We start from the raw sequence: 19,017 nt of genomic DNA, 5'->3' as shown, positions 1-19,017 counted from the left end.
CGGTGGTGGTTTCCGACAGGCTCGATCACCGCTACTCATCAGCGGTGCGGGCGGTTGAGTACTACCGTCCGATTACGGCGGAGACCCTAAGAAGATCTCCGAGCGTGCTCATCACCCTGTCCGTGACCTCGCCGACCCCGCCGATGCCGTCCACCTTCGTCAGGATGCCGCGGCCGGCATACTTGGCCACCACGGCCTCGGTCTGCTCGTGGTACAGGTCCAGCCGGTGCCGGATGACGGCTTCCGTGTCGTCGCTCCGGCCGGTTTCCTTGGCACGGCCCAGCAGGCGCGTGACCAGCTCCTCGTCGTCAGCGGTCAGCTGCAGGACAACGTCGAGCTTCTGGTCACCGTTGGCCAGGATTGAGTCAAGATAGTCCACCTGTGCCGTGGTCCGGGGGTAGCCGTCCAGGAGGAAGCCGGCGTCCACGTCATCCTCGCTGAGGCGCGACCTGACCATTTCGTTGGTGACGCTGTCAGGAACGAAATCCCCGTTGTCCATGTACTTTTTCGCCTCCACGCCCAGCGGTGTCTCGCCCTTGACGTTGGCGCGGAAGATGTCGCCGGTGGAGATCGCCACAACGCCGAGGCGTTCGGAGATCTGTTCCGCCTGCGTTCCCTTGCCCGAACCGGGCGGGCCAATAATCAGCATTCTGGTCATTCAGATGTCCCTTCGTAGTGCCGCTTTTTTGTCGGTGGTGCCCTCAAGCAGGGTACGACGGCGGGAGGTCCCGCCGTCGTCCCGGGCCTTTTGTGCTGCTACCGGTAGTTATGGTGCAGCGGGCGGTCAGGTGCGGGCGTGCCTGACAAGGGTGGTGCTTCTAGAAGAAGCCGAGCTTGTTCTCTGAGTGGCTGACCAGGAGGTTCTTAGTCTGCTGGTAGTGGTCCAGCATCATGGAGTGGTTTTCACGGCCGATGCCTGAGGACTTGTAGCCGCCGAACGCTGCCCCGGCAGGGTAGGCGTGGTAGTTGTTCACCCACACCCGGCCGGCCTGGATCTCGCGGCCGGCACGGTAGGCCACGTTGCCGTTGCGCGACCAGACGCCGGCGCCAAGGCCGTACAGAGTGTCGTTGGCGATGCTGACTGCGTCCTTGTAGTCGCCGAAGCGTGCCACGGAGACTACCGGGCCGAAGATCTCCTCCTGGAAGATCCGCATCCAGTTCTGACCTTCAAAAATGGTCGGCTGGACATAGAAACCGCCAGCCATGTCCCCGTCAAGCTCCGTCCGCGCACCGCCGGCCAGGATTTTGGCGCCCTCTTCGAGTCCGATGTCGATGTAGGAGAGGATCTTCTCCATCTGGCCCACGGAGGCCTGGGCGCCGATCTGGGTGTTGGTGTCCAGCGGGTTGCCCTGGATGATCTGTTCTGTCCTGGCCACGGCATCAGCCATGAAGGAATCGTAGATACCGTCCTGGACGAGGGCACGGGACGGGCTGCTGCAGACTTCGCCCTGGTTGAAGGCGTACAGGGTGAAGCCCTCCAGTGCCTTGTCGTAGAAGGCATCGTTGGTGTCCGCGACGTCGTTGAAGAAGATGTTCGGGCTCTTGCCGCCGAGCTCCAGCGTGACCGGGATCAGGTTTGCGCTGGCGTACTGGCTGATGAGGCGCCCGGTGGAGGTCTCGCCGGTGAACGCGATCTTGCGGATACGGGGGCTGGAGGCCAGCGGCTTACCCACTTCCGCCCCGAAGCCGTTGACGATATTCAGCAGGCCCGCAGGCAGCAGGTCCGCAATGAGTTCCGCCAGGACCAGGATGGAGGCCGGGGTGTTGGAAGCGGGCTTGAGCACCACCGCGTTGCCGGCCGCCAGGGCAGGAGCCATCTTCCAGACGGCCATCAGGATGGGGAAATTCCACGGGATAATCTGACCCACGACGCCGAGGGGTTCGTGGAAGTGGTAGGCCGTGGTGTCGTCGTCGAGCTGGGACAGCCGTCCTTCCTGGGCGCGGATGGCGGAGGCAAAGTAGCGGAAGTGGTCCGCCGCGAGCGGAATGTCCGCATTCAACGTTTCGCGGATCGGCTTGCCGTTGTCCCACGATTCGGCGACGGCGAGCATCTCAAGGTTCGCGTCGATCCGGTCGGCGATCTTGTTCAGCACGGCGGCGCGCTCGGTGGCCGAAGCCTTGCCCCACGCCGGTGCGGCCTTGTGCGCGGCATCGAGTGCGAGCTCAACGTCCGCGGCGGCGCCGCGGGCCACCTCGGTGAATTGCTTTCCGTTCACCGGGGAAACGTTCTCGATGTATCGGCCGGTCGTTGGAGCCACCCATTCTCCGCCGATCCAGTTCTCATAGCGGTCCTTGAACTGGACCTTGGATCCTGATTGGCCGGGCTGTACATAAACAGTCATGGTCACTCCTCTGGAAAACAGACGTCTTCGTCCTGGCCCCCATGCTAGAACTTCAAAGGTTGCGACCAGGCTGCGAAGGGTACTGCCAGCTACCGACCTCGGACCGGACGCGTCGTCCCCGTCACTTGACTCGGCGGCCGCGACAACCTTGGCCCGTTCCCTACGGAAAGGCCCGCCAGGGACCTCCGGCGCAGGGCGAGATATCAGGCGTTTCTGCGCTTTTCGCCCTTATGTACATTCCTGCGCATATCCGCGCGGACCTTGCACATTTCCTCTTCGAGGGCGGAGCGCCTTCTACTGGCCCGCCCGAAAACGTCCAGCAGGGGCAGCTCAAGGGGAACGTCTCGGCCTCGCCCACCATCACGCGCGGAATCTTGAATTGGATGATAGTCCCGGCACACATGGCACACGGCGCCAGGGTGGTGTAGAGGGTTGTGTCCCGGTAGCTCTTCTGGCGTCCGGCAGCCCGCAGAGCAGACATCTCGCCGTGGGCGATTGGATCGCCATGCTGGACACGCTTGTTGTGGCCGCTGGCAATGACCACCCCGCCTCTGGCCAAGGCAGCACCGATCGGGATGCCGCCCTCTCGGAGGCTCTTTTGTGCAGCCTCGTAGGCAGCCTCGAAGACCGGGTCTGTGGTTCGTTCAGTTTCAGACATGGGTGCAGTCTAAATCGCGCGCGTCGAAGAATTGTTGCTGACCGCTGACATAGGCGGTCAGCGGGCAAACGTCCCGCGAAAGCATGCGGAATCGGATGGTGGACCACGTGGAGCGACGTGAGTACCCTGGGTCAACTATCCATCCTTGCCGTGGAGGCAGCCCAGGAAGGCATCGAGGCAACCGCCGACGACGTCACCTCCAAGCTCCGCAGCCTCCGTCCCGTTCGCAGCTAACCCACGGCCCCGAACTCTCCCTACTTCGCGTGCGGGCCGGCGTCGTACGGCTACAGCGTGTTCACCAGAATCGCAGTCAGTGGGGCCCGGATGAAGAAGATCCCGGCCAGGACGGCAAGGGCTGACGGTTAGTCGTTGCCCAGGTTTTCCCTGAGCAGGGCGCGGTGTTCGATGGCGGCTTCCCGGTGGAGCGCGCGGCCGGCGTCGGTGAGTTCCAGGAACAGCGAGCGCCGGTCATCTTCGCAGGACTGGCGGGAAATGAGTCCGGCTTTGTCGAGCCGGTCCACCACCTTGGACATGGCGCTCTGAGTCATGGGCGTGCGCTCACCGAGTTGCTTCATGCGGCATGCCGCATCGGTACTTTCGGCCACGAGGTCCAGGATTTCAAACTCCGTCAGGCCGATGCTGAACTTCGATTCCAGCGCACGGTCGATCGCGGCCGCGGTGCGGAAGTAGGTGCTCTGGATGCCGCGCCATTGATCAACCAGCTGGCGGTCCTGCGGTGTTGCCATGCAGCGATTCTAGTTCATGACGAATTAAAAGTCCACGTCATAATATTCCTTGTCATTCAATGACGTGTCATATAAGTTGTAGCCATGACTTCAACTTCCACCCTTGAAAGATCAGCCGGAGGCCGGCTTACAGCTGTGCGCTGGACCCGCGCACAATGGATGCTCCTCCTGGTCCTGTGCACCGTCCTGGCACTCGACGCACTGGACGTATCAATGGTCGGCGTGGCCCTGCCCTCGATCGGCACCGAACTTCATCTCGGAACCGAATCCCTCCAGTGGATCGTCTCCGCCTACGTACTCGGCTACGGAAGCCTGCTCCTGCTGGGCGGTCGCATGGCGGACCTGCTCGGCCGGCGGCGCATCTTCCTGATTGCGCTCAGCGTTTTCGCCGCAGCATCCCTGCTCGGCGGGCTGGTGGATGACCCGGCCCTGCTGATCGCGACCCGCTTCGTCAAGGGCCTGGCCGCCGCATTCACGGCTCCCGCCGCCTTCTCGATCATCACCACCAACTTCGCTGAAGGGCGCGAACGCAACCGTGCCCTATCCATCTTCACCACGTTCGGCGCCAGCGGATTCTCCCTCGGCCTGGTGGTAGGCGGCCTCATGACCGCCCTGAGCTGGCGCTGGACCTTCCTGGTCTCCGTTCCGGTGGCAGTCGCCGTTGTGATCCTTGGCCTGAGGTACATCCCCCGGGACGGAGCCGCAGGCAAGGCCGCAGGCAAGGCCGCAGACGGGGAACCAGAGAGCGGGCATGACGTCTGGGGCGCCATCACGCTCGCGGGCGGCATGCTGGGGCTGGTGTACACACTGGTTTCGGCGCCGGGGAACGGCTGGGGATCTGTGGCAACTATCGCCGGATTCGTGGCTTCCACCGCAGTCCTGGCAGCGTTCGCCGTGATCGAAAACCGCGTCAAACACCCCCTGATCCGGTTCAGCATCCTCAAGGAAGGCTGGGTTGCCCGGGCAAACCTCAGCGCGGTGGGGCTGTTCGGTTCCTACCTGAGTTTCCAGTTCATCCTGACGCTCTACCTGCAGTCCGTGCTGGGATGGAGCCCCCTTGGCATGGCCCTGGCGCTGCTCCCGACCGGCCTGCTGGTTGCCTCGAGCGCACCCTTCGCGGACCGGCTCATCGAGAGATTCGGCGCCCCGCGGCTGATCCTGACGGGACTGGCGTCGTTGACGCTTGGCTACGTCCTGTTCCTTCGCGTAGGGACCTCGCCCAATTATGTGACCGACATTCTGCCGTCCGTCCTGCTGCTGGGCGTCGGTTTCGCGCTGGCCTTCCCGTCCATCAACGTCCAGGCCACCACTGGCATCCGGGATGCCGAGCAAGGCCTGGCCGCAGGCCTGATCCAGACGAGCACCCAGGTCGGCGCCGCCCTGGTGCTGGCCGTCACCACGGCAATGGTGAGCGGTCACGGCAATGCGCCCGAGGCAGGTGCCGCCGTCGATGCGGCCGCGATGCTGGAACAGTACCGGCCGGGCCTGATCCTGAGCGCCGCGGTGGCCGTGGCTGCCCTCCTGATCGCCGCGACGCCCAGTCTATCGCGGGGCCCGAGGCAAGAGCCGGGAGCGGAAAGCGACGGGCGTCCATTGGATCCACAATGAGCCTTGAGGAACTGTGAGCAGCTGAGACGGACCCAAACGGAACCCCCTGAATCGGAGCTCAGCTGGCCTCAGCTCACAACTGTCCAGCAGCCCATCGACCAGATTGCCGAAGCAGCGCTCTCTGCCAACCATTCCGACGGCAAGGTCCAACTCCTCCCCGCAGAGCTCATCATTCGCCGGTCCTGCGGCTGCGCCAGTGGATTGATGACCCTGGGCCAGTGACCGGGCCGGCACGGCGGGCCTCGTCAATCCACTGCGGATGCCAACCAGCGAGGGGATGTGGGCGGAGAACCTCTCGCTTCCCTAGTGCTGGATAAGCCAGGATATGGACTGCGCCACGGAAAACACTGGGTGAACGTCTGGCTAACCAGGTCAAAAAGCCGCCCCTTGACCCTTTGAGCGTGCGGATACTGGAAGGCATGACTAACTTTACTCGTCGTCAAGTTCTGCGCTCAGCAGGGGTCGCTGCCGTGGCTGGGGCCATGGTCTCCGGCACCGCAGCAAGTGGCTTTTCCGCCTCCCATGGTGGCGTCTTCTGCCAAGGGGTCGCCTCGGGAGACCCGATGGCGGACAGCGTGCTGCTTTGGACCCGCGTGACACCAGCGCCCGCAGCGCTGCCAGGCACCGGGCTGGGCCCGGATGTGTCCGTCGGCTGGGAAATCGCTGCGGACGCTGGCTTCAAGAAGATCGTGGCCAGGGGTACTGCCGCCACCGGCGCGGCCCGGGACCATACGGTCAAGGTCATCGCCGGCCGGCTGGCCGCCGCCACCAACTACTGGTACCGCTTCACGCTGGGACAGTCCGTATCGCCGGCGGGCCGTACCCGCACCGCCCCCGCGGCGGGTGCGGTCGTGGACCGGCTGAAGTTCGGCGTCGTGTCGTGCGCCAACTGGCAGGCGGGCTATTTTTCGTCCTACCGGCATCTCGCCGCCCGCGGCGACCTCGACGCCGTGCTTCACCTCGGCGACTACCTCTACGAATACGGGCCCGGCGAATACCAGGCGCGCGACGTCGTCGTCCGCCCCCACGAACCCGCCCACGAAATGACACAGCTCGAGCACTATCGGCGCCGTCACGCCCAGTACAAAACCGACCCTGACCTGCAAGCCCTGCACGCCGCCGCCCCGTTCATCGTGACCTGGGATGATCATGAATCGGCCAACGACGCCTGGAAGGGCGGCGCCGAAAACCACACCGAGGGCGCCGAAGGCGCGTGGAGCGAGCGCGTCGCCGCCGCGCAGAAGGCTTACACCGAATGGATGCCCGTGCGCTATGAGCCGGGGGGCCAACTGTACCGACGCCTGGACTTCGGCTCCCTCGCCAGCCTGTCCATGCTGGACCTGCGCTCCTACCGTGACCAGCAGGCCGCCAACGGTGCGGATCCCTCTATCAGCAGCCCCGCCCGCACTATCACCGGCGCCGCTCAGATGGACTGGCTGCTGGGCAACCTCAAGTCCACGGGCCCGCAATGGAAGCTTGTGGGCAATCCCGTCATGATTGCGCCCGTCCGCGTTCCCTCGACCCTGAACACCGCAGAACTGGCCGGTGTCCAAAAGCTGATGGGCGGCACGAGCATCAGCGGCGTGCCTTATAACGTGGACCAATGGGACGGCTACGAGGCGGACCGCAACCGCGTGGTCCGCCACCTGCGGGATAACGCCGTCAAGGACACCGTGTTCCTCACCGGCGACATCCACTCCGGCTGGGCATGCGACATCCCCGCCGACCCGGCCAGCTACCCGGCCACCGGCGATTCCGTTGCCGCGGAACTGGTCTGCACCTCCGTCACGAGCGACAACCTCGACGACATCCTGAACGTTCCGCCCCGGACCGGATCCGTCGGCGTCGAGAACGCCATCAAGGCGGCCAACCCGCATGTGAAGTACCTGGACTTCGACTCGCACGGCTACTCCGTCCTCGACGTGACCGCCGCCGGCGTTCGGATGGACTGGTACGTCCTCGCCGAACGCACCTCCGCCAACTCAGGCTCCACACTGTCCACGTCATTCAACGTCCAAGCCAACTCCGGCAAAGTCACCCCGACGCAGGGAGGACTCCAATGAGCCGTTCACCGCAGCAGGGCACGCCCGCCAGCAGCAGACTTTCGACGCCGGGACGCCGGCAGTTCCTGCAAATCGCCGCCGCCGGCGGGGCCGCCGTCGTCCTTTCGGCGGCACCGGGCACCGCCTGGGCTGCCCCCGCCGCTGGACGGACCCGAAGCTACGTGCTGGTGGTGGACGGCTGCCGGCCGGACGAAATCACGCCCGCGCTGACGCCGAGGCTGGCTGCACTGCGCGATGCAGGCACAAATTTCCCGGCGGCACGCTCCCTGCCGGTGATGGAGACCATCCCCAACCACGTCATGATGATGACGGGTGTCCGCCCGGACCGCTCGGGCGTGCCGGCCAACTCCATCTTCGACCGGACCGACGGCGTTGTCCGCAACCTCGACCGGCCCACGGACCTGCACTTCCCGACCCTCCTAGAGCGGCTGCAGGAGCTCGGCCTCACCACCGGCTCCGTGCTTAGCAAGAAGTACCTTTACGGCATCTTCGGTGCCCGCGCCAGCTATCGGTGGGAACCCCAGCCAGTGCTTCCCGTAACCGGCCACGCGCCCGACGCCGCCACCATGGACGCCCTGCTGGCGATGGTGAACGGGCCGGACCCGGACTTTGTGTTCACCAATCTGGGCGACATCGACCGCGTGGGCCACTCAGACCTTTCCGGAACCACGCTGCGGGCGGCGCGTGAGGCTGCCCTGGCGGAAACAGACCTGCAGGTGGGCCGCTTCATCGACCACCTCAAGAACGCCGGCAAATGGGACTCCAGCCTGGTGATGGTGCTTGCCGACCATTCCATGGACTGGTCCATCCCCAGCAACCTCATCTCTGTCAACCTCATCCTCCAGTCCCGTCCGGAGCTGCAGTCGAACATCACGATTGCCCAGAACGGCGGCGCGGACCTGCTCTACTGGACCGGCCCGGAACCGGACCGTATCGCCGGGCTGGCCGCCGTCGAACAGCTGGTCAGAGCGCATGAGGGCGTGCTCTCGGTCAACAAGCCGGCGGACCTGCGGCTGGGCGACGAGGCCGGAGACCTGGTGGCCTACTGCCGGGCGGGCTGGCGCTTCTCCGACCCGTACGTCGCATCCAACCCGATCCCTGGCAACCACGGTCACCCCGCCACAGAGCCCATTCCCTTCTTCATATCAGGCGGCAGCCCCGCGGTGGTCAAAGGCTCGGTATCCTCCGAACCAGCCCGGACCGTCGACGTCGCGCCCACCATTGGCAGCATCTACGGACTCAAGGCCCCGGCGGGTGGCTACGACGGCACGGGCCGGGTCTCTGCCCTGACGAAACCGCGCAACTGAGGACGCACTGTTAGGCTCTGCTGCCTGGTTGGTGGTTCCCATGCGCGGTCTCGCCGTAGCCCATGGGAAATTTCCGGCTCCGCGTCCAGCAGATGCCGGGCTAGTTGAGACTGTGCACAGCCGGGGCGGGTGAGCCAGATGCCTGACTTCGGGCAAGGCGTAAGGATCGTACTGAGCAGTCCCGCCGTCGTCCGCTGTTCTGTCAGGATTACCGGGCTCAGTAGGCCTTAACGCGCTGTTCCACGATGAGATGGATGAGGGCGAAGACACCGTCCTCGTCGATGGCCGCCAAGGCGGCCTCCAGCGCGGCCGGAACGTCACAGTCCTCGGTGACAGTGATCCCGAAACCGCCGAAGGCCCGGGCCATCAGGCCGAAGTCCGGATTCTTCAGCTGGGTTCCGGAGACGCGCGAGGGATAGTGACGCTCCTGGTGGGTGCGGATGGTGCCGTATTCCTGGTTGTCCATAACGATCACCAGCGGCGTGGCCCCGTACTGGGCCGCGGTTGCCAGTTCCTGGCCGTTCATGAGGAACTCGCCGTCCCCGGCGATGGTGACCACTCGGCGTCTGGGTTCGGCCAGCGAAGCGGCGATGGCCGAGGGGACGGAGTAGCCCATGGAGCCGTTGCGGGCGCTGATCATGGAGGCGTAGCGGCGGGTGGGGAAGTAGCGGTGGGCCCAGTTGGTGTGCTCCCCCGCGCCGAACGTCACCAGTGAATCCTCGGGCAGCTTTGGCACCAGGTTCGCCATCAAAGTGTCCATCCTCGCCTGCCCCGCTGCCGGCGCCGCCGGCGGTAGCGCGGCGAACCGCTCCTGCTCGCCCCGCATCTGGTCCGTCCACGCTTTCCACTCTTCCTTCACCGGCAGGTCGATCCCCACAAGGTCGCGGACAAAGGCCTCGGGCTTGGCTAGAATCTGCCGTGAAACGGGCCCCGACCGGCCACGGAGTGAGGGGTCGGCTGTGACCAGGAAGTTCTTTTTGTTCCAGTCCTGCCGGCAGACGAACCCGTCCGTAATCACGTCGCCCGGCACTGTCCCCACAAACACCAGCAGGTCGGTTTCCTCCAGGAGGTCGTAGGTGGGGCGGGGCCGGCCGTAGCCAATGGGGCCCACGTAGGACGGGGAATCGAAGGAGACCGTTCCCTGCGTCCGCCATTCAGCTGCTGCCGGGATATGGTGCCGTTCCAGCCATCCGGTCAGCTGGTCCGCGGCTGCCTGCGTCCAGTCGTTGCCGCCGGTGACAAAGAGCGGCTTGCTGGACTCCGCCAGCGCAGCCTCCAAGGCGGCGGCGTCGGAGCTGCTCATGCCCCCGGCCGCCACCGGAATGGCGGGATGCAGCGCCGGGTCAATCTGCTGCCGGATGATGTCCTCCGGCAGGCCCACCACCACAGGGCCAGGCCGCCCGCTCATGGCCGCAAACATCGCCTCGGCCACGATCTCGGACGCCCGCTCCGCGTGGTCAAGGACCATGACGCGCTTCGCGCCCGTACCGAACCAGGCCTTGATGTCGAACTCCTGAAACGCCTCCCGGTCCCGGTGCGCGAACGGGATCAGGCCGACGAACAGCAGCATGGGGGTGGAGTCCTGCCACGCAGTGTGCAGCCCCACATGCGCGTTGGCCGCGCCGGGCCCCCGGGTCACCATCGCTATGCCCGGGCGCTGGTGCATCTTGCCGTCGGCCTCGGCCATGTAGGCGGCGCCGCCCTCGTGCCGGCAGACGATTGTTTCAATATCCGAGTTGTGCAGGCCGTCCAGGACGTCCAGGAGGCTCTCGCCGGGAACCACATAGGTGCGCTCCACACCATGGGCCACCAGCGAATCAACAATCACGTGCCCGGCTGATTTCAGTGCCTGGCCGGCGCCGGCGTGGGGCTCCTCCGAATGGCGTGCCTGCCGGGAGCCTTGCTCGGAATTCCCGACGGCGGCGGGCAGGGTGTGGGATGCGGTCAGGGTTGCTTCGGTTTCCGTTGTCATGGGCTTTCTTTGGCTGTTTGGACTGGTTTGGCGTTCGTAGTGGATGGTGCGGGGTTTATCTGAAGGTCTCCGCAGGCANGGTGAAGCCTTCGCGGGTTTCGGCGATCTCACGGATTCGTTGGCGGCAGGCGTACCAGCCGACGACCATGAGTGCGGAGGCGATGGCGGTGACGAGCATGGTGAGGGGTGAGTCGATGAAGACCATCACCAGGACGCTCGCGAGGAAGAGCAGTGAGAGGTAGCCGGTGTACGGGGCGCCGAACATCCGGAAGGAGGGGCGTTTGAGCCAGCCTTTGTTCGCCCAGCGTTGGAGCTGGATCTGGCAGAGCACAATGGTTGCCCAGGTCATGACGATGCCCACGGACGCGACGTTCAGCACGATTTCGAAGGCCTGCGCGGGTACGAGGTAGTTCAGCGGGACGCCGAGGAGGGACACTCCGGCGATGATGGCGATGCCGCCGTAGGGGACGCCGGCTTTGTTCATGCGGCCCGCGAATTTCGGGGCGGAGCCGTTCACGGACATGGACCGGAGTATGCGGCCGGTGGAGTATAGGCCGGCGTTGAGGGAGGAGAGCGCGGCGGTGAGGACCACGAGGTTCATGATGATGTCCACGCCCTGGATGCCGATGGAGCCGAAGAATGTCACGAACGGGCTGACGCCCTTTTCGTAGGACGTATAGGGCAGCAGGAGGGCGAGCAGGATGACGGAGCCGACGTAGAAGACCGCGATCCGGAAGACTACGGAGTTGATGGCCTTGGGCATGATCTTTTCCGGGTTTTCGGTCTCGCCGGCGGCGGTGCCCACGAGTTCAATGGAGGCGTAGGCGAACAGGACGCCTTGCATCAGGATGATCATGGGGAGCAGGCCGTTGGGGAAGACGCCGCCGTTGTCCGAGAGGAGGCTCAGGCCCACGGGCTGGCCGTCGACGGGGGTGCCGAAGATGACGAAGTAGGTGCCGACGACGAGGAAGACCACGAGGGCGGCGACCTTGATCAGGGCGAACCAGAATTCGAGTTCGCCGAAGACCTTGACGGAGACGAGGTTCAGGGCGAGGACCACCAGCAGGGCGATCAGGGCCCAGGCCCATTGCGGGACGGCCGCCATCCAGGGGATGTAGTTGCCGAAGAAGTTCATGTACAGGGCGGCGGCGGTGATGTCCACGATGGTGGTGGTGGCCCAGTTGATCCAGTAGAACCAGCCGGAAACGAACGCGGCCTTCTCGCCGTAGAATTCACGGGCGTAGGAGACGAACGAGCCTGATGAGGGGCGGTGCAGGACCAGTTCGCCCAGGGCCCGCAGGATGAGGAACGCGAAGAAACCGCAGACGGCGTAGGCGAGGGGCCGGCGGCGTTGAGGCGGCCGCCGGCGCCGAGGAACAGGCCGGTGCCGATCGCCCCGCCGATGGCGATCATCTGGATCTGCCGCGGTTTGAGGTTCTTGTGGTAACCCTTGTCCTCGGCATGCAGCGCCGATTCAGAGGCGTGAGCGTGGCCGCCGTCGGCCTGTTGCAGTACAACCTCGTCATTGGGGTTGATGGGCATGGTTGATCCTTTCGATACGGAGAAGATCCTGCTGGGTTGGGAAGAAGTTGTGGGGGTGTGCACCCGGCGGGTTAGAAAGCAGGTTAGAAAACGGACCAGCCGGTGCGGTCGGAAAGGTCGGCGAGAGCCGCGGTGCCGGCCAGGGAGTTTCCTTTGGCGTCCAGCCGAGGGCTCCAGACGCAAATGGCGCATTCACCCGGAACAATGACCAGGATCCCGCCGCCCACACCGCTTTTTCCGGGAAGGCCCACGCGGTAGGCGAACTCTCCCGCAGCGTCGTACATACCGCACGTCAGCATGATGGAGCAGATGCGTTTCGCTTCGCTGCGGGAAACCACTGTTCCGAGCGTTCCCTGGCCGTCCCGGGCAAGGAAGAGTCCGGCCTTGGCGAGTTCAACGCAGGTCATCATGATGGAGCATTGGCGGACGTAGTTTTCCACCACTGATTCCGCGGCCTGCTTCAGGTTGCCGAAGTCCTTCAGGAAGTGCGCCAACGCCAGATTGCGGCTGCTGCTGGAAAGCTCGCTGGCTGCGGCGGCCTCATCGATGAAGGGCCCAGTGCTTGCTGCCTGGGCGGTGAGGAACCGCAACACCTGGGTGGCGGCGTCGGACGTTTCTTCCATCAGGTGATCGGTAACCACCAGGGCGCCGGCGTTGATGAACGGGTTCCGCGGGATGCCGTGCTCCACCTCCAGCTGCACCAGGGAGTTGAACGAGGTGCCGGAGGGTTCGCGCAGGACGCGGGACCACAGTGTTCCTGAGCTGTCGCCCCGAAGCGCCATCGCCAGGGTGAACACCTTGGAGATGCTATGGATGGAGAACGCGACGTCGGCATCGCCGGAACTGAACACCTCGCCGGAAGCGGTGGCAACGGCTATCCCGAACCTGCTGAAGGGTACCGCTTCCAGAAAGGGGATGTTGGCCGGGACAGAACCGGTTTCCCGCTGTGGCCTGTGTCCGCGGACGATGTCGTCCAGTATTGCGTCCAACGGCGGTGCTTTGAGTGCTGTGGTCATTTCCTGCCCAGTTGTTCTTTAGGTGTGCCGGCCCATTCCTGGATGTGGAGCAGGGCCACCAGCGAGTCCCGCGGGTCGCCGAAGTTCAGGCCGGTCGCCCGGGATGCCTTGCTGATCCGGTAATAGACGGTGTTCTTGTGCAGCCCCATCCTGCTGGCGCACTCGGCGACATCGAGCGAGGCTTCGAAGTACGCGTGCAGGGTTTCCGCAAGTTCGGCGTCCTGCCGCAGCAGGGCGAAAAGACTGCGGTGGCGGAACGTGGAGGACGTGAAATTCCGAACCGCCTCGCGGAAGAGGATCTCCCCCTCGAAGTCGTCCACCGTGGCAACGCCCCTGTCCGAAGACGTGCCCACACAACTCAACAGGGCCTCGGTGATCCGGGTGGTTGTGTGCAGGGACAGCAGGTCCGGGACTACCGGGCCCACGGCTGCGAACGGGCTGATGCCGAGGTGCTTGCCGGCATCCCGGACGATGGACTCGGCCAGGCTCCGCAGTCCGGGCTCCGCGGAGGTTGACTGCAGGCCAGGGACAATGACGGCAGTGTCGCCCTTGAACTGGCCTACGACGGCGGACGCCTTGTAGGCGGCCGCGTGGATGGACGCCAGATTGGCCAGTTCGCCGTGCTTCAGTGCTGCGTCGTCGGCCTGAGCATCGGCAGCGGACATTCCTATCAGGATCAGTGCCGCCGGGCGCTTAGCGGAGATCTTCTCGCTGTGCGCACTGGCCGCGGCTTCCGCAGCACCTGACAAAATCCGCGCAATGCGGTCTTCGCGCATGTGTACGGACTGCTGGTTGCGGAAACGGATCAGCTCGGCGGAGGCCCGCGCAGCAGATCCGGTGAGCACGTGATCAACGTCCGTGCCGAAGCCCGCCCCCGTTTCCTGCAGCCAGATGTAGCCCATGATCCGGTCCCCGGCGAACAGTGTGACGGCCACTCGTTCCCGCAGCCCGTCCTGGGGACGGGCCGGTACCCGCACCGGCAGCCGGGTCCTGTGCAGTTCACGGTAGGCGCCCAGGTCCTTCAGCAGCAGCTCGTATTTACGCGGACCACGCCGGGCCAGGATGGAGGCCTTGCGCAGCTCGTCGATGTCGTTCGAAACGGTGGAGTATGCCAGGACCTTGTTGGCGGCGTCTTCGATGACCACGTGGCTGGATGTGAGCCGGGCGGTGGTCTGGGCGATCGCAAAAAGGTCCTCTTCCAGCAGCGTCAGCACTTCGCTCTGGTAGCTGCGCGGCTGGATGCGGTCCTTGGCAATGGACAGCAGCCGGTCCCAGTCAGCCCCCGGATCCACCAGAAGCAGGCCCGTGCCGGCATCGCGGAGCAGTTCTTCGGCCTCGGTGAGCTCTTCACGCCTTCCCTTGACGGCGACCACCGGCGGAGGGTTCTTCAGGAGCCGCCGCAGCGCGGGCAAAGCCGAGCGGCCGCGGACACCGATCAGCAGGACAAAGGCCGCGCCGCCGTCGTACGTTTCATCATCCGCATCCACGATCAGGAACCGTTCGATCGCAGAGCTGGCCGGGGCAGGCCGGAGGATGAGGCTGGCGAAACCCAGGGGGAGGTCCGAGAGAATATCGTCCACCGTAACCGCTGCCATGGGCTTCCTTCTGCGCCGATCTGGCCGGACGGCTCTGTCCGGTCACTTCATGCTATCGAGGCAGGCTCCCCCAAAATATGGAATGGAACCCAAATGCAGTGGCAGCTTTTCGGTTTGCGGACCAAGTTTCCACGGTTCATGGCCCTGTATGGCCTTCCAAACCCGAAGTGGCTGTCAGCACGCACAGGCCCCGGCCATGTGGAAGGGTGGTACTGACAGGCCCTCCCGCCGGTCTCGAAGTGCCGTTAGCGTTGTTGGAACGGGCAACTCCACTTCTCAGAAAGTGCGACCCGCCCCTCCCTTCGACCCCAGGAGCATGACATATGGACAAGCGCACCCTCGGCACCAGCGGCCTGGAGGTCTCCGCCATCGGGCTGGGCTGCATGAGCATGAGCGGCGGCTACAGCGACCGGCCCGACCGGCAGGAAATGATCGCGCTGATCCGCGCGGCCGTGGACCGCGGCGTCACCTTCTTTGATACGGCAGAGATCTACGGCCCCCACGCCAACGAGGAACTCGTCGGCCAGGCCCTCGCCCCACACCGGGACGAGGTGGTGATTGCCACCAAGTTCGGCTGGGACATCGACCCTACGCAACGCAAGGCGAGCGGGAGGGTCACCAGCCGTCCCGACGTCATCAAGCACGTGGTGGACGGGTCGCTCCAGCGGCTCGGCGTTGACGCCGTCGACCTGTACTACCAGCACCGGGTGGACCCCGATGTCCGTATCGAGGACGTGGCGGGCGCCGTCAAGGAACTGATCGACGCCGGCAAGGTCAAGTATTTCGGCATGTCCGAGGCCGCCGCCGGCACGATCCGCCGGGCCCACGCCATCCAGCCCGTGACCGCCGTCCAGAGCGAATACTCGCTGTGGTGGCGGCGCCCCGAAGAGGACGTCCTGGCCGCCTGCGAGGAACTGGGCATCGGATTTGTGCCTTTCAGCCCGCTGGGCAAGGGCTTCCTCACCGGGACGATCGACACCTCAACCAGCTTCGAGGCCGGCAACGACATCCGCGCCACCATCCCCCGCTTCACCCCCGCGGCCAGGGAGAACAACCGTGCCGTGGTGGACCTGCTGGCCGGGATCGCGGAGCGCAAGGGCGCCACTCCGGCCCAGATTGCGTTGGCCTGGCTGCTGGCGCAGAAACCGTGGATCGTCCCGATCCCCGGCACCCGGAAGCTGCACCGGCTGGACGAGAACCTCGGCGCCGCCAACGTAACCCTGTCCGCGGACGAACTCGCTGACATCGAGGACGCGGCCGCCAAAATCCAGGTTCAGGGTGGCCGTTACAACGAAGCCGGGGAACGGATGACCAACCTCTGACGTGGCAGCCCCAGCTGCAGGCCCCCTGGTTGGAAGCCCCCACGCGAGTTGAACTCAAGCGCGGGGACTTCCAGGGCTTCGGTGGGGGGACCGAAACCGAGATCAATCTACCGAATCCGTGCGGGCGCAAAGGTCGAAATTGGCCTGCCGGCACAAATCTTGTGTGAACCTTGAGCCAGCCCGCAGGCGCCTAATCCGCTGGCCGCAATGAGGTGATCATCCGCTTGATGTCCTGGTACTCCGGGGTCGCCGCGTACTTCTTGGCCTGCTCCAGGTACGGCAGAGACTCGGCCCCCGGCGTCACGTTGTTCTCGGGGTTGTAGAACGCGCCGAACATGGCAGCGGTGGGCGGCCACGTGAAGAAGTGGAAGATGGCGCAGGCCGAGTCGCCCGTGGGCGCCGCCCACGCGATGCCGTAGGCCGCGGCCGGCGTGTTGGCCGGACCCGGCGCAGCATCGTTGCCGCGGGTCTCAAAAACAAACCAGGGCGCCGGGCCGCCCTGCGCCAGCAGCGGCAATTCTTCAGACTCCAGCACCTCGTACGGGAACCGCTCCAGGCACGTGGACCCGGTGGCCATGTTGGTCCGGAGCGTCGCGAGCGGCTTACCGGCCTGGTTGGTCACCTCGGCGAAGGCACCGCCGCCCTCCGGCAGTTCGCCGGCCGGGTCCCGGACGCTCCACGCGGCCGGGTGTTCGAACGTCAGTTGGCCGTCCGCTGTCGTGTAGTTTGACCAAGCGGCCGACGCCGGCGCGGCGCCGGTGGCGCTCGGCGAGACTGTCGCCGTCGGCACGGCAGTGGTGGTTCCGGTGGCCGCGGACGTGACGGTGGGGCTGGGACTCGCCGTCGGGCCTGGCTGCGGGCCGCACCCCGCCAGCATCAGCGCCATCAGAATAGCTGTGGGAATTACCGCGGCTGACGCGGCGGGACTGCGCATCACACCCTCCTTTGGGTCCGAGTTTGGTCCTTAAATTGTGGTGCTGCCGGGCGCATTAGGATCCAGCAGCGGCCCGATTGGCGCCGAACCGTTGCGGGGATAACGAACGGATCCCGCAACGCCCGGGGCAGGAAGCAAACGCGCGGCTCAGGAATAGAGGGCCGCGAGCAGCTCGACGACGCCCTGCGTCCCCGCAGGCGGGTCGGACTTGGACCAGGCGACGTAAACGGGGACTGGGGCGGCGTCGCGCACGTGCCGGTAGACAACTCCTTGCGCCGGTACTGGTGCGCCGTTGATTCCGCAGTGATGCCCCGCGCCTTGCCGCTGCCGATCACCGTCAGCCAATCGTCGACGTCGTCCGTGGCGATAGTGCGCTGCGGCTGCTGACCTTCCGGCCACAGGTCCAGCCTGGTACTTCCGGTGCGCCGGTCCAGGGCAATCGGTTTGGCCGCGGCTTCTGCAAGGGTGATGCTTCGCTTGCCGGCAAGGGCGTCATCCGCTGCCATGGCGCAGAAGCGGCTCTCCAGCCCGATGAGCACAAGGCTGGTGGCCGCCGTGTCGGGGACCCGCCGCAGGATGGCGAAGTCGCTGGTTCCTTCCGCCAGTCCCGCCGTCGGGGTGTTGGTCCGGATGAGGCGCAGCTCCGTGTTGGGAAACGCGTCCGCCCACCTGCGCTGAAACTCCGTGGTGTGCCTGCCCAGGGCGGACCAGGCGTAGCCGATCCTTACCGTGCCGCCGCCGTCGGCCGCCTCCTGCTGGATGGCCTCCAGAATCGAGAGAACACGGCGCGCATGCCGGACGGTCCGGTCGCCGGCGGCCGTGAACTCAATGCTCCTGGTGGTGCGGTGCATGAGCTCGACGCATAAGAGAGCCCGTCTATGCATTTTGGAGGAACCTGCTGCGGCCCCACACTCCAAGGATGGACAACACATTAACTGCCGGCCGAGGCCGGGCTGGCGCCATCCTCGTGGCGAGCGCGCTCTCAAACCAGCTGGGTGCGGCCAGCGGTTCACTGGCCTTCCCCGCAATCGGCCCGGTGGGCGTCGTCGCGGCGCGGCAGTTCATTGCCGCGGCGGTGCTGCTCCCCCTTGTCCGGCCACGCGTCTTCTCCTTCACCCGCCACCAGTGGTGGCCCATTCTTCTGCTGGCACTGGTGTTCGGGACGATGAACCTCTCCCTGTACGCGGCCGTGGAGCGCATCGGGCTGGGCCTTGCGGTCACGCTCGAATTCCTGGGTCCGCTGGCCCTCGCCCTGATCGGTTCACGGACCAAGGCGAGCGCCGCCTGTGCCCTCCTTGCCGCGGCCGGGGTTGTGGCCATCACTCAGCCGGAGGCGTCCACGGACTACGCGGGCATCGGCATGGGACTGGTCGCCGCGTGCAGCTGGGCCGCCTACATTCTCCTGAACAGGACGGTGGGCAAGCGGATCCCGGGCATCCAGGGGACGGCTGCCGCAACCGGCGTGTCGGCCGCTCTCTTCCTCCCCGTGGGGCTGGTGACGTTCATCAACCACCAGCCGGACACCTTCACCATCCTCTGCGCAGCAGGCGCCGGCGTACTGGCGTCCGTGGTCCCGTACGTCGCGGACGTGATCACCCTGCGCCGTATCCCCACCAGCCTGTTCGGGGTCCTGATGAGCATCAACCCCGTCTTCGCGGCATTGGTCGGGGCGCTGGCCCTGGGTGAAGCCCTGGGCATGGTGCAGTGGGCCGGCATTTTCCTGATCGCAGCGGCCAACGCTGCCTGACCGCCGGGGCCGGTCGGCGCCCACCGGTGCCCGGGATGCCGGCGGCGAACTCCCCGAAAAATTGGCTCTCCTGACTCTTCCGTGGGTTAATTTCGGCCCGGGAGCATTGGTTTGGGACCGCCGAGGCTGAGCATGGCCAACGCGATGAGTGCGTCTGGGGATTTG

14 protein-coding genes and 1 pseudogene are annotated in these 19,017 nt (G+C 65.6%); 5 read left to right on the top strand and 10 right to left on the bottom strand.

The genetic code is table 11. The features are described 5' to 3' along the window. Positions 1 to 61: 61 nt before the first annotated feature. The 4 genes from NG697_RS17875 to NG697_RS17860 all read right to left on the bottom strand — a co-directional run bounded on the left by NG697_RS17875 (position 62) and on the right by NG697_RS17860 (position 3,746). Positions 62 to 649 carry an adenylate kinase gene (locus NG697_RS17875; protein ID WP_252608304.1) on the bottom strand — a complete coding sequence of 196 codons (588 nt, stop codon included), beginning with the start codon at positions 647 to 649 and terminating at the stop codon, positions 62 to 64. Between the two features lie 169 nt (positions 650 to 818). Continuing rightward, a complete protein-coding gene (gene exaC, locus NG697_RS17870) occupies positions 819 to 2,342 on the bottom strand; it encodes an acetaldehyde dehydrogenase ExaC (protein ID WP_252608213.1) in 1,524 nt (507 codons plus the stop codon). Between the two features lie 160 nt (positions 2,343 to 2,502). Beyond that, positions 2,503 to 3,000, bottom strand: coding sequence for a nucleoside deaminase (locus NG697_RS17865; protein WP_252614835.1), 498 nt, complete (start codon positions 2,998 to 3,000; stop codon positions 2,503 to 2,505). Between the two features lie 362 nt (positions 3,001 to 3,362). Continuing rightward, a complete protein-coding gene (locus tag NG697_RS17860) occupies positions 3,363 to 3,746 on the bottom strand; it encodes a MarR family winged helix-turn-helix transcriptional regulator (RefSeq protein ID WP_252598947.1) in 384 nt (127 codons plus the stop codon). A gap of 84 nt (positions 3,747 to 3,830) precedes the next feature. Between NG697_RS17860 and NG697_RS17855 the strand changes: the two genes are divergently transcribed. The 3 genes from NG697_RS17855 to NG697_RS17845 all read left to right on the top strand — a co-directional run bounded on the left by NG697_RS17855 (position 3,831) and on the right by NG697_RS17845 (position 8,724). Next, positions 3,831 to 5,354, top strand: coding sequence for an MFS transporter (locus tag NG697_RS17855; protein WP_252614833.1), 1,524 nt, complete (start codon positions 3,831 to 3,833; stop codon positions 5,352 to 5,354). A 419-nt stretch (positions 5,355 to 5,773) separates the two neighbouring features. Then, positions 5,774 to 7,417, top strand: a complete 1,644-nt coding sequence (locus NG697_RS17850) for an alkaline phosphatase D family protein (RefSeq protein ID WP_252614832.1) — start codon at positions 5,774 to 5,776, stop codon at positions 7,415 to 7,417. Beyond that, positions 7,414 to 8,724, top strand: coding sequence for an alkaline phosphatase family protein (locus NG697_RS17845; RefSeq protein ID WP_252614831.1), 1,311 nt, complete (start codon positions 7,414 to 7,416; stop codon positions 8,722 to 8,724). Before NG697_RS17850 ends, NG697_RS17845 begins: the two co-directional genes overlap by 4 nt. Positions 8,725 to 8,941: 217 nt before the next feature. On the opposite strand, the gene NG697_RS17840 is transcribed toward NG697_RS17845, so the two are convergent. The 4 genes and pseudogenes from NG697_RS17840 to NG697_RS17825 all read right to left on the bottom strand — a co-directional run bounded on the left by NG697_RS17840 (position 8,942) and on the right by NG697_RS17825 (position 14,849). Further along, positions 8,942 to 10,696 (bottom strand): thiamine pyrophosphate-dependent enzyme, encoded by a 1,755-nt coding sequence (locus NG697_RS17840; protein ID WP_252614830.1) that lies wholly within the window; start codon positions 10,694 to 10,696, stop codon positions 8,942 to 8,944. 55 nt (positions 10,697 to 10,751) lie between these two features. Continuing rightward, positions 10,752 to 12,238, bottom strand: a pseudogene (locus NG697_RS17835) (amino acid permease). Positions 12,239 to 12,321: 83 nt separating this feature from the next. After that, positions 12,322 to 13,254, bottom strand: a complete 933-nt coding sequence (locus NG697_RS17830; protein ID WP_252614828.1) for a glutaminase — start codon at positions 13,252 to 13,254, stop codon at positions 12,322 to 12,324. Next, positions 13,251 to 14,849 carry a PucR family transcriptional regulator gene (locus NG697_RS17825; protein WP_252614825.1) on the bottom strand — a complete coding sequence of 533 codons (1,599 nt, stop codon included), beginning with the start codon at positions 14,847 to 14,849 and terminating at the stop codon, positions 13,251 to 13,253. The genes NG697_RS17830 and NG697_RS17825 overlap by 4 nt, the downstream gene beginning before the upstream one ends. A gap of 323 nt (positions 14,850 to 15,172) precedes the next feature. Between NG697_RS17825 and NG697_RS17820 the strand changes: the two genes are divergently transcribed. Then, positions 15,173 to 16,171, top strand: coding sequence for an aldo/keto reductase (locus NG697_RS17820; protein WP_252614823.1), 999 nt, complete (start codon positions 15,173 to 15,175; stop codon positions 16,169 to 16,171). A 190-nt stretch (positions 16,172 to 16,361) separates the two neighbouring features. Here the strand turns inward: NG697_RS17820 and NG697_RS17815 are convergent, their stop codons facing one another. Together NG697_RS17815 and NG697_RS17810 are read right to left on the bottom strand one after the other, a co-directional pair. Continuing rightward, on the bottom strand, positions 16,362 to 17,105 hold the full coding sequence (locus tag NG697_RS17815; protein WP_252608195.1) for a hypothetical protein: 744 nt from the start codon (positions 17,103 to 17,105) through the stop codon (positions 16,362 to 16,364). Beyond that, positions 17,105 to 17,989 (bottom strand): LysR substrate-binding domain-containing protein, encoded by an 885-nt coding sequence (locus NG697_RS17810; RefSeq protein WP_252614821.1) that lies wholly within the window; start codon positions 17,987 to 17,989, stop codon positions 17,105 to 17,107. Before NG697_RS17810 ends, NG697_RS17815 begins: the two co-directional genes overlap by 1 nt. Positions 17,990 to 18,024: 35 nt before the next feature. Here NG697_RS17810 and NG697_RS17805 point away from each other — a divergent pair, with 35 nt between their 5' ends. Next, positions 18,025 to 18,852 (top strand): EamA family transporter, encoded by an 828-nt coding sequence (locus NG697_RS17805; RefSeq protein ID WP_252608191.1) that lies wholly within the window; start codon positions 18,025 to 18,027, stop codon positions 18,850 to 18,852. Positions 18,853 to 19,017: the final 165 nt, after the last annotated feature.

This window comes from Pseudarthrobacter raffinosi, assembly GCF_023913835.1.
Taxonomy (GTDB): Bacteria; Actinomycetota; Actinomycetes; order Actinomycetales; family Micrococcaceae; genus Arthrobacter; species Arthrobacter raffinosi.
This window is presented reverse-complemented; position numbering and strand designations above follow the sequence as displayed.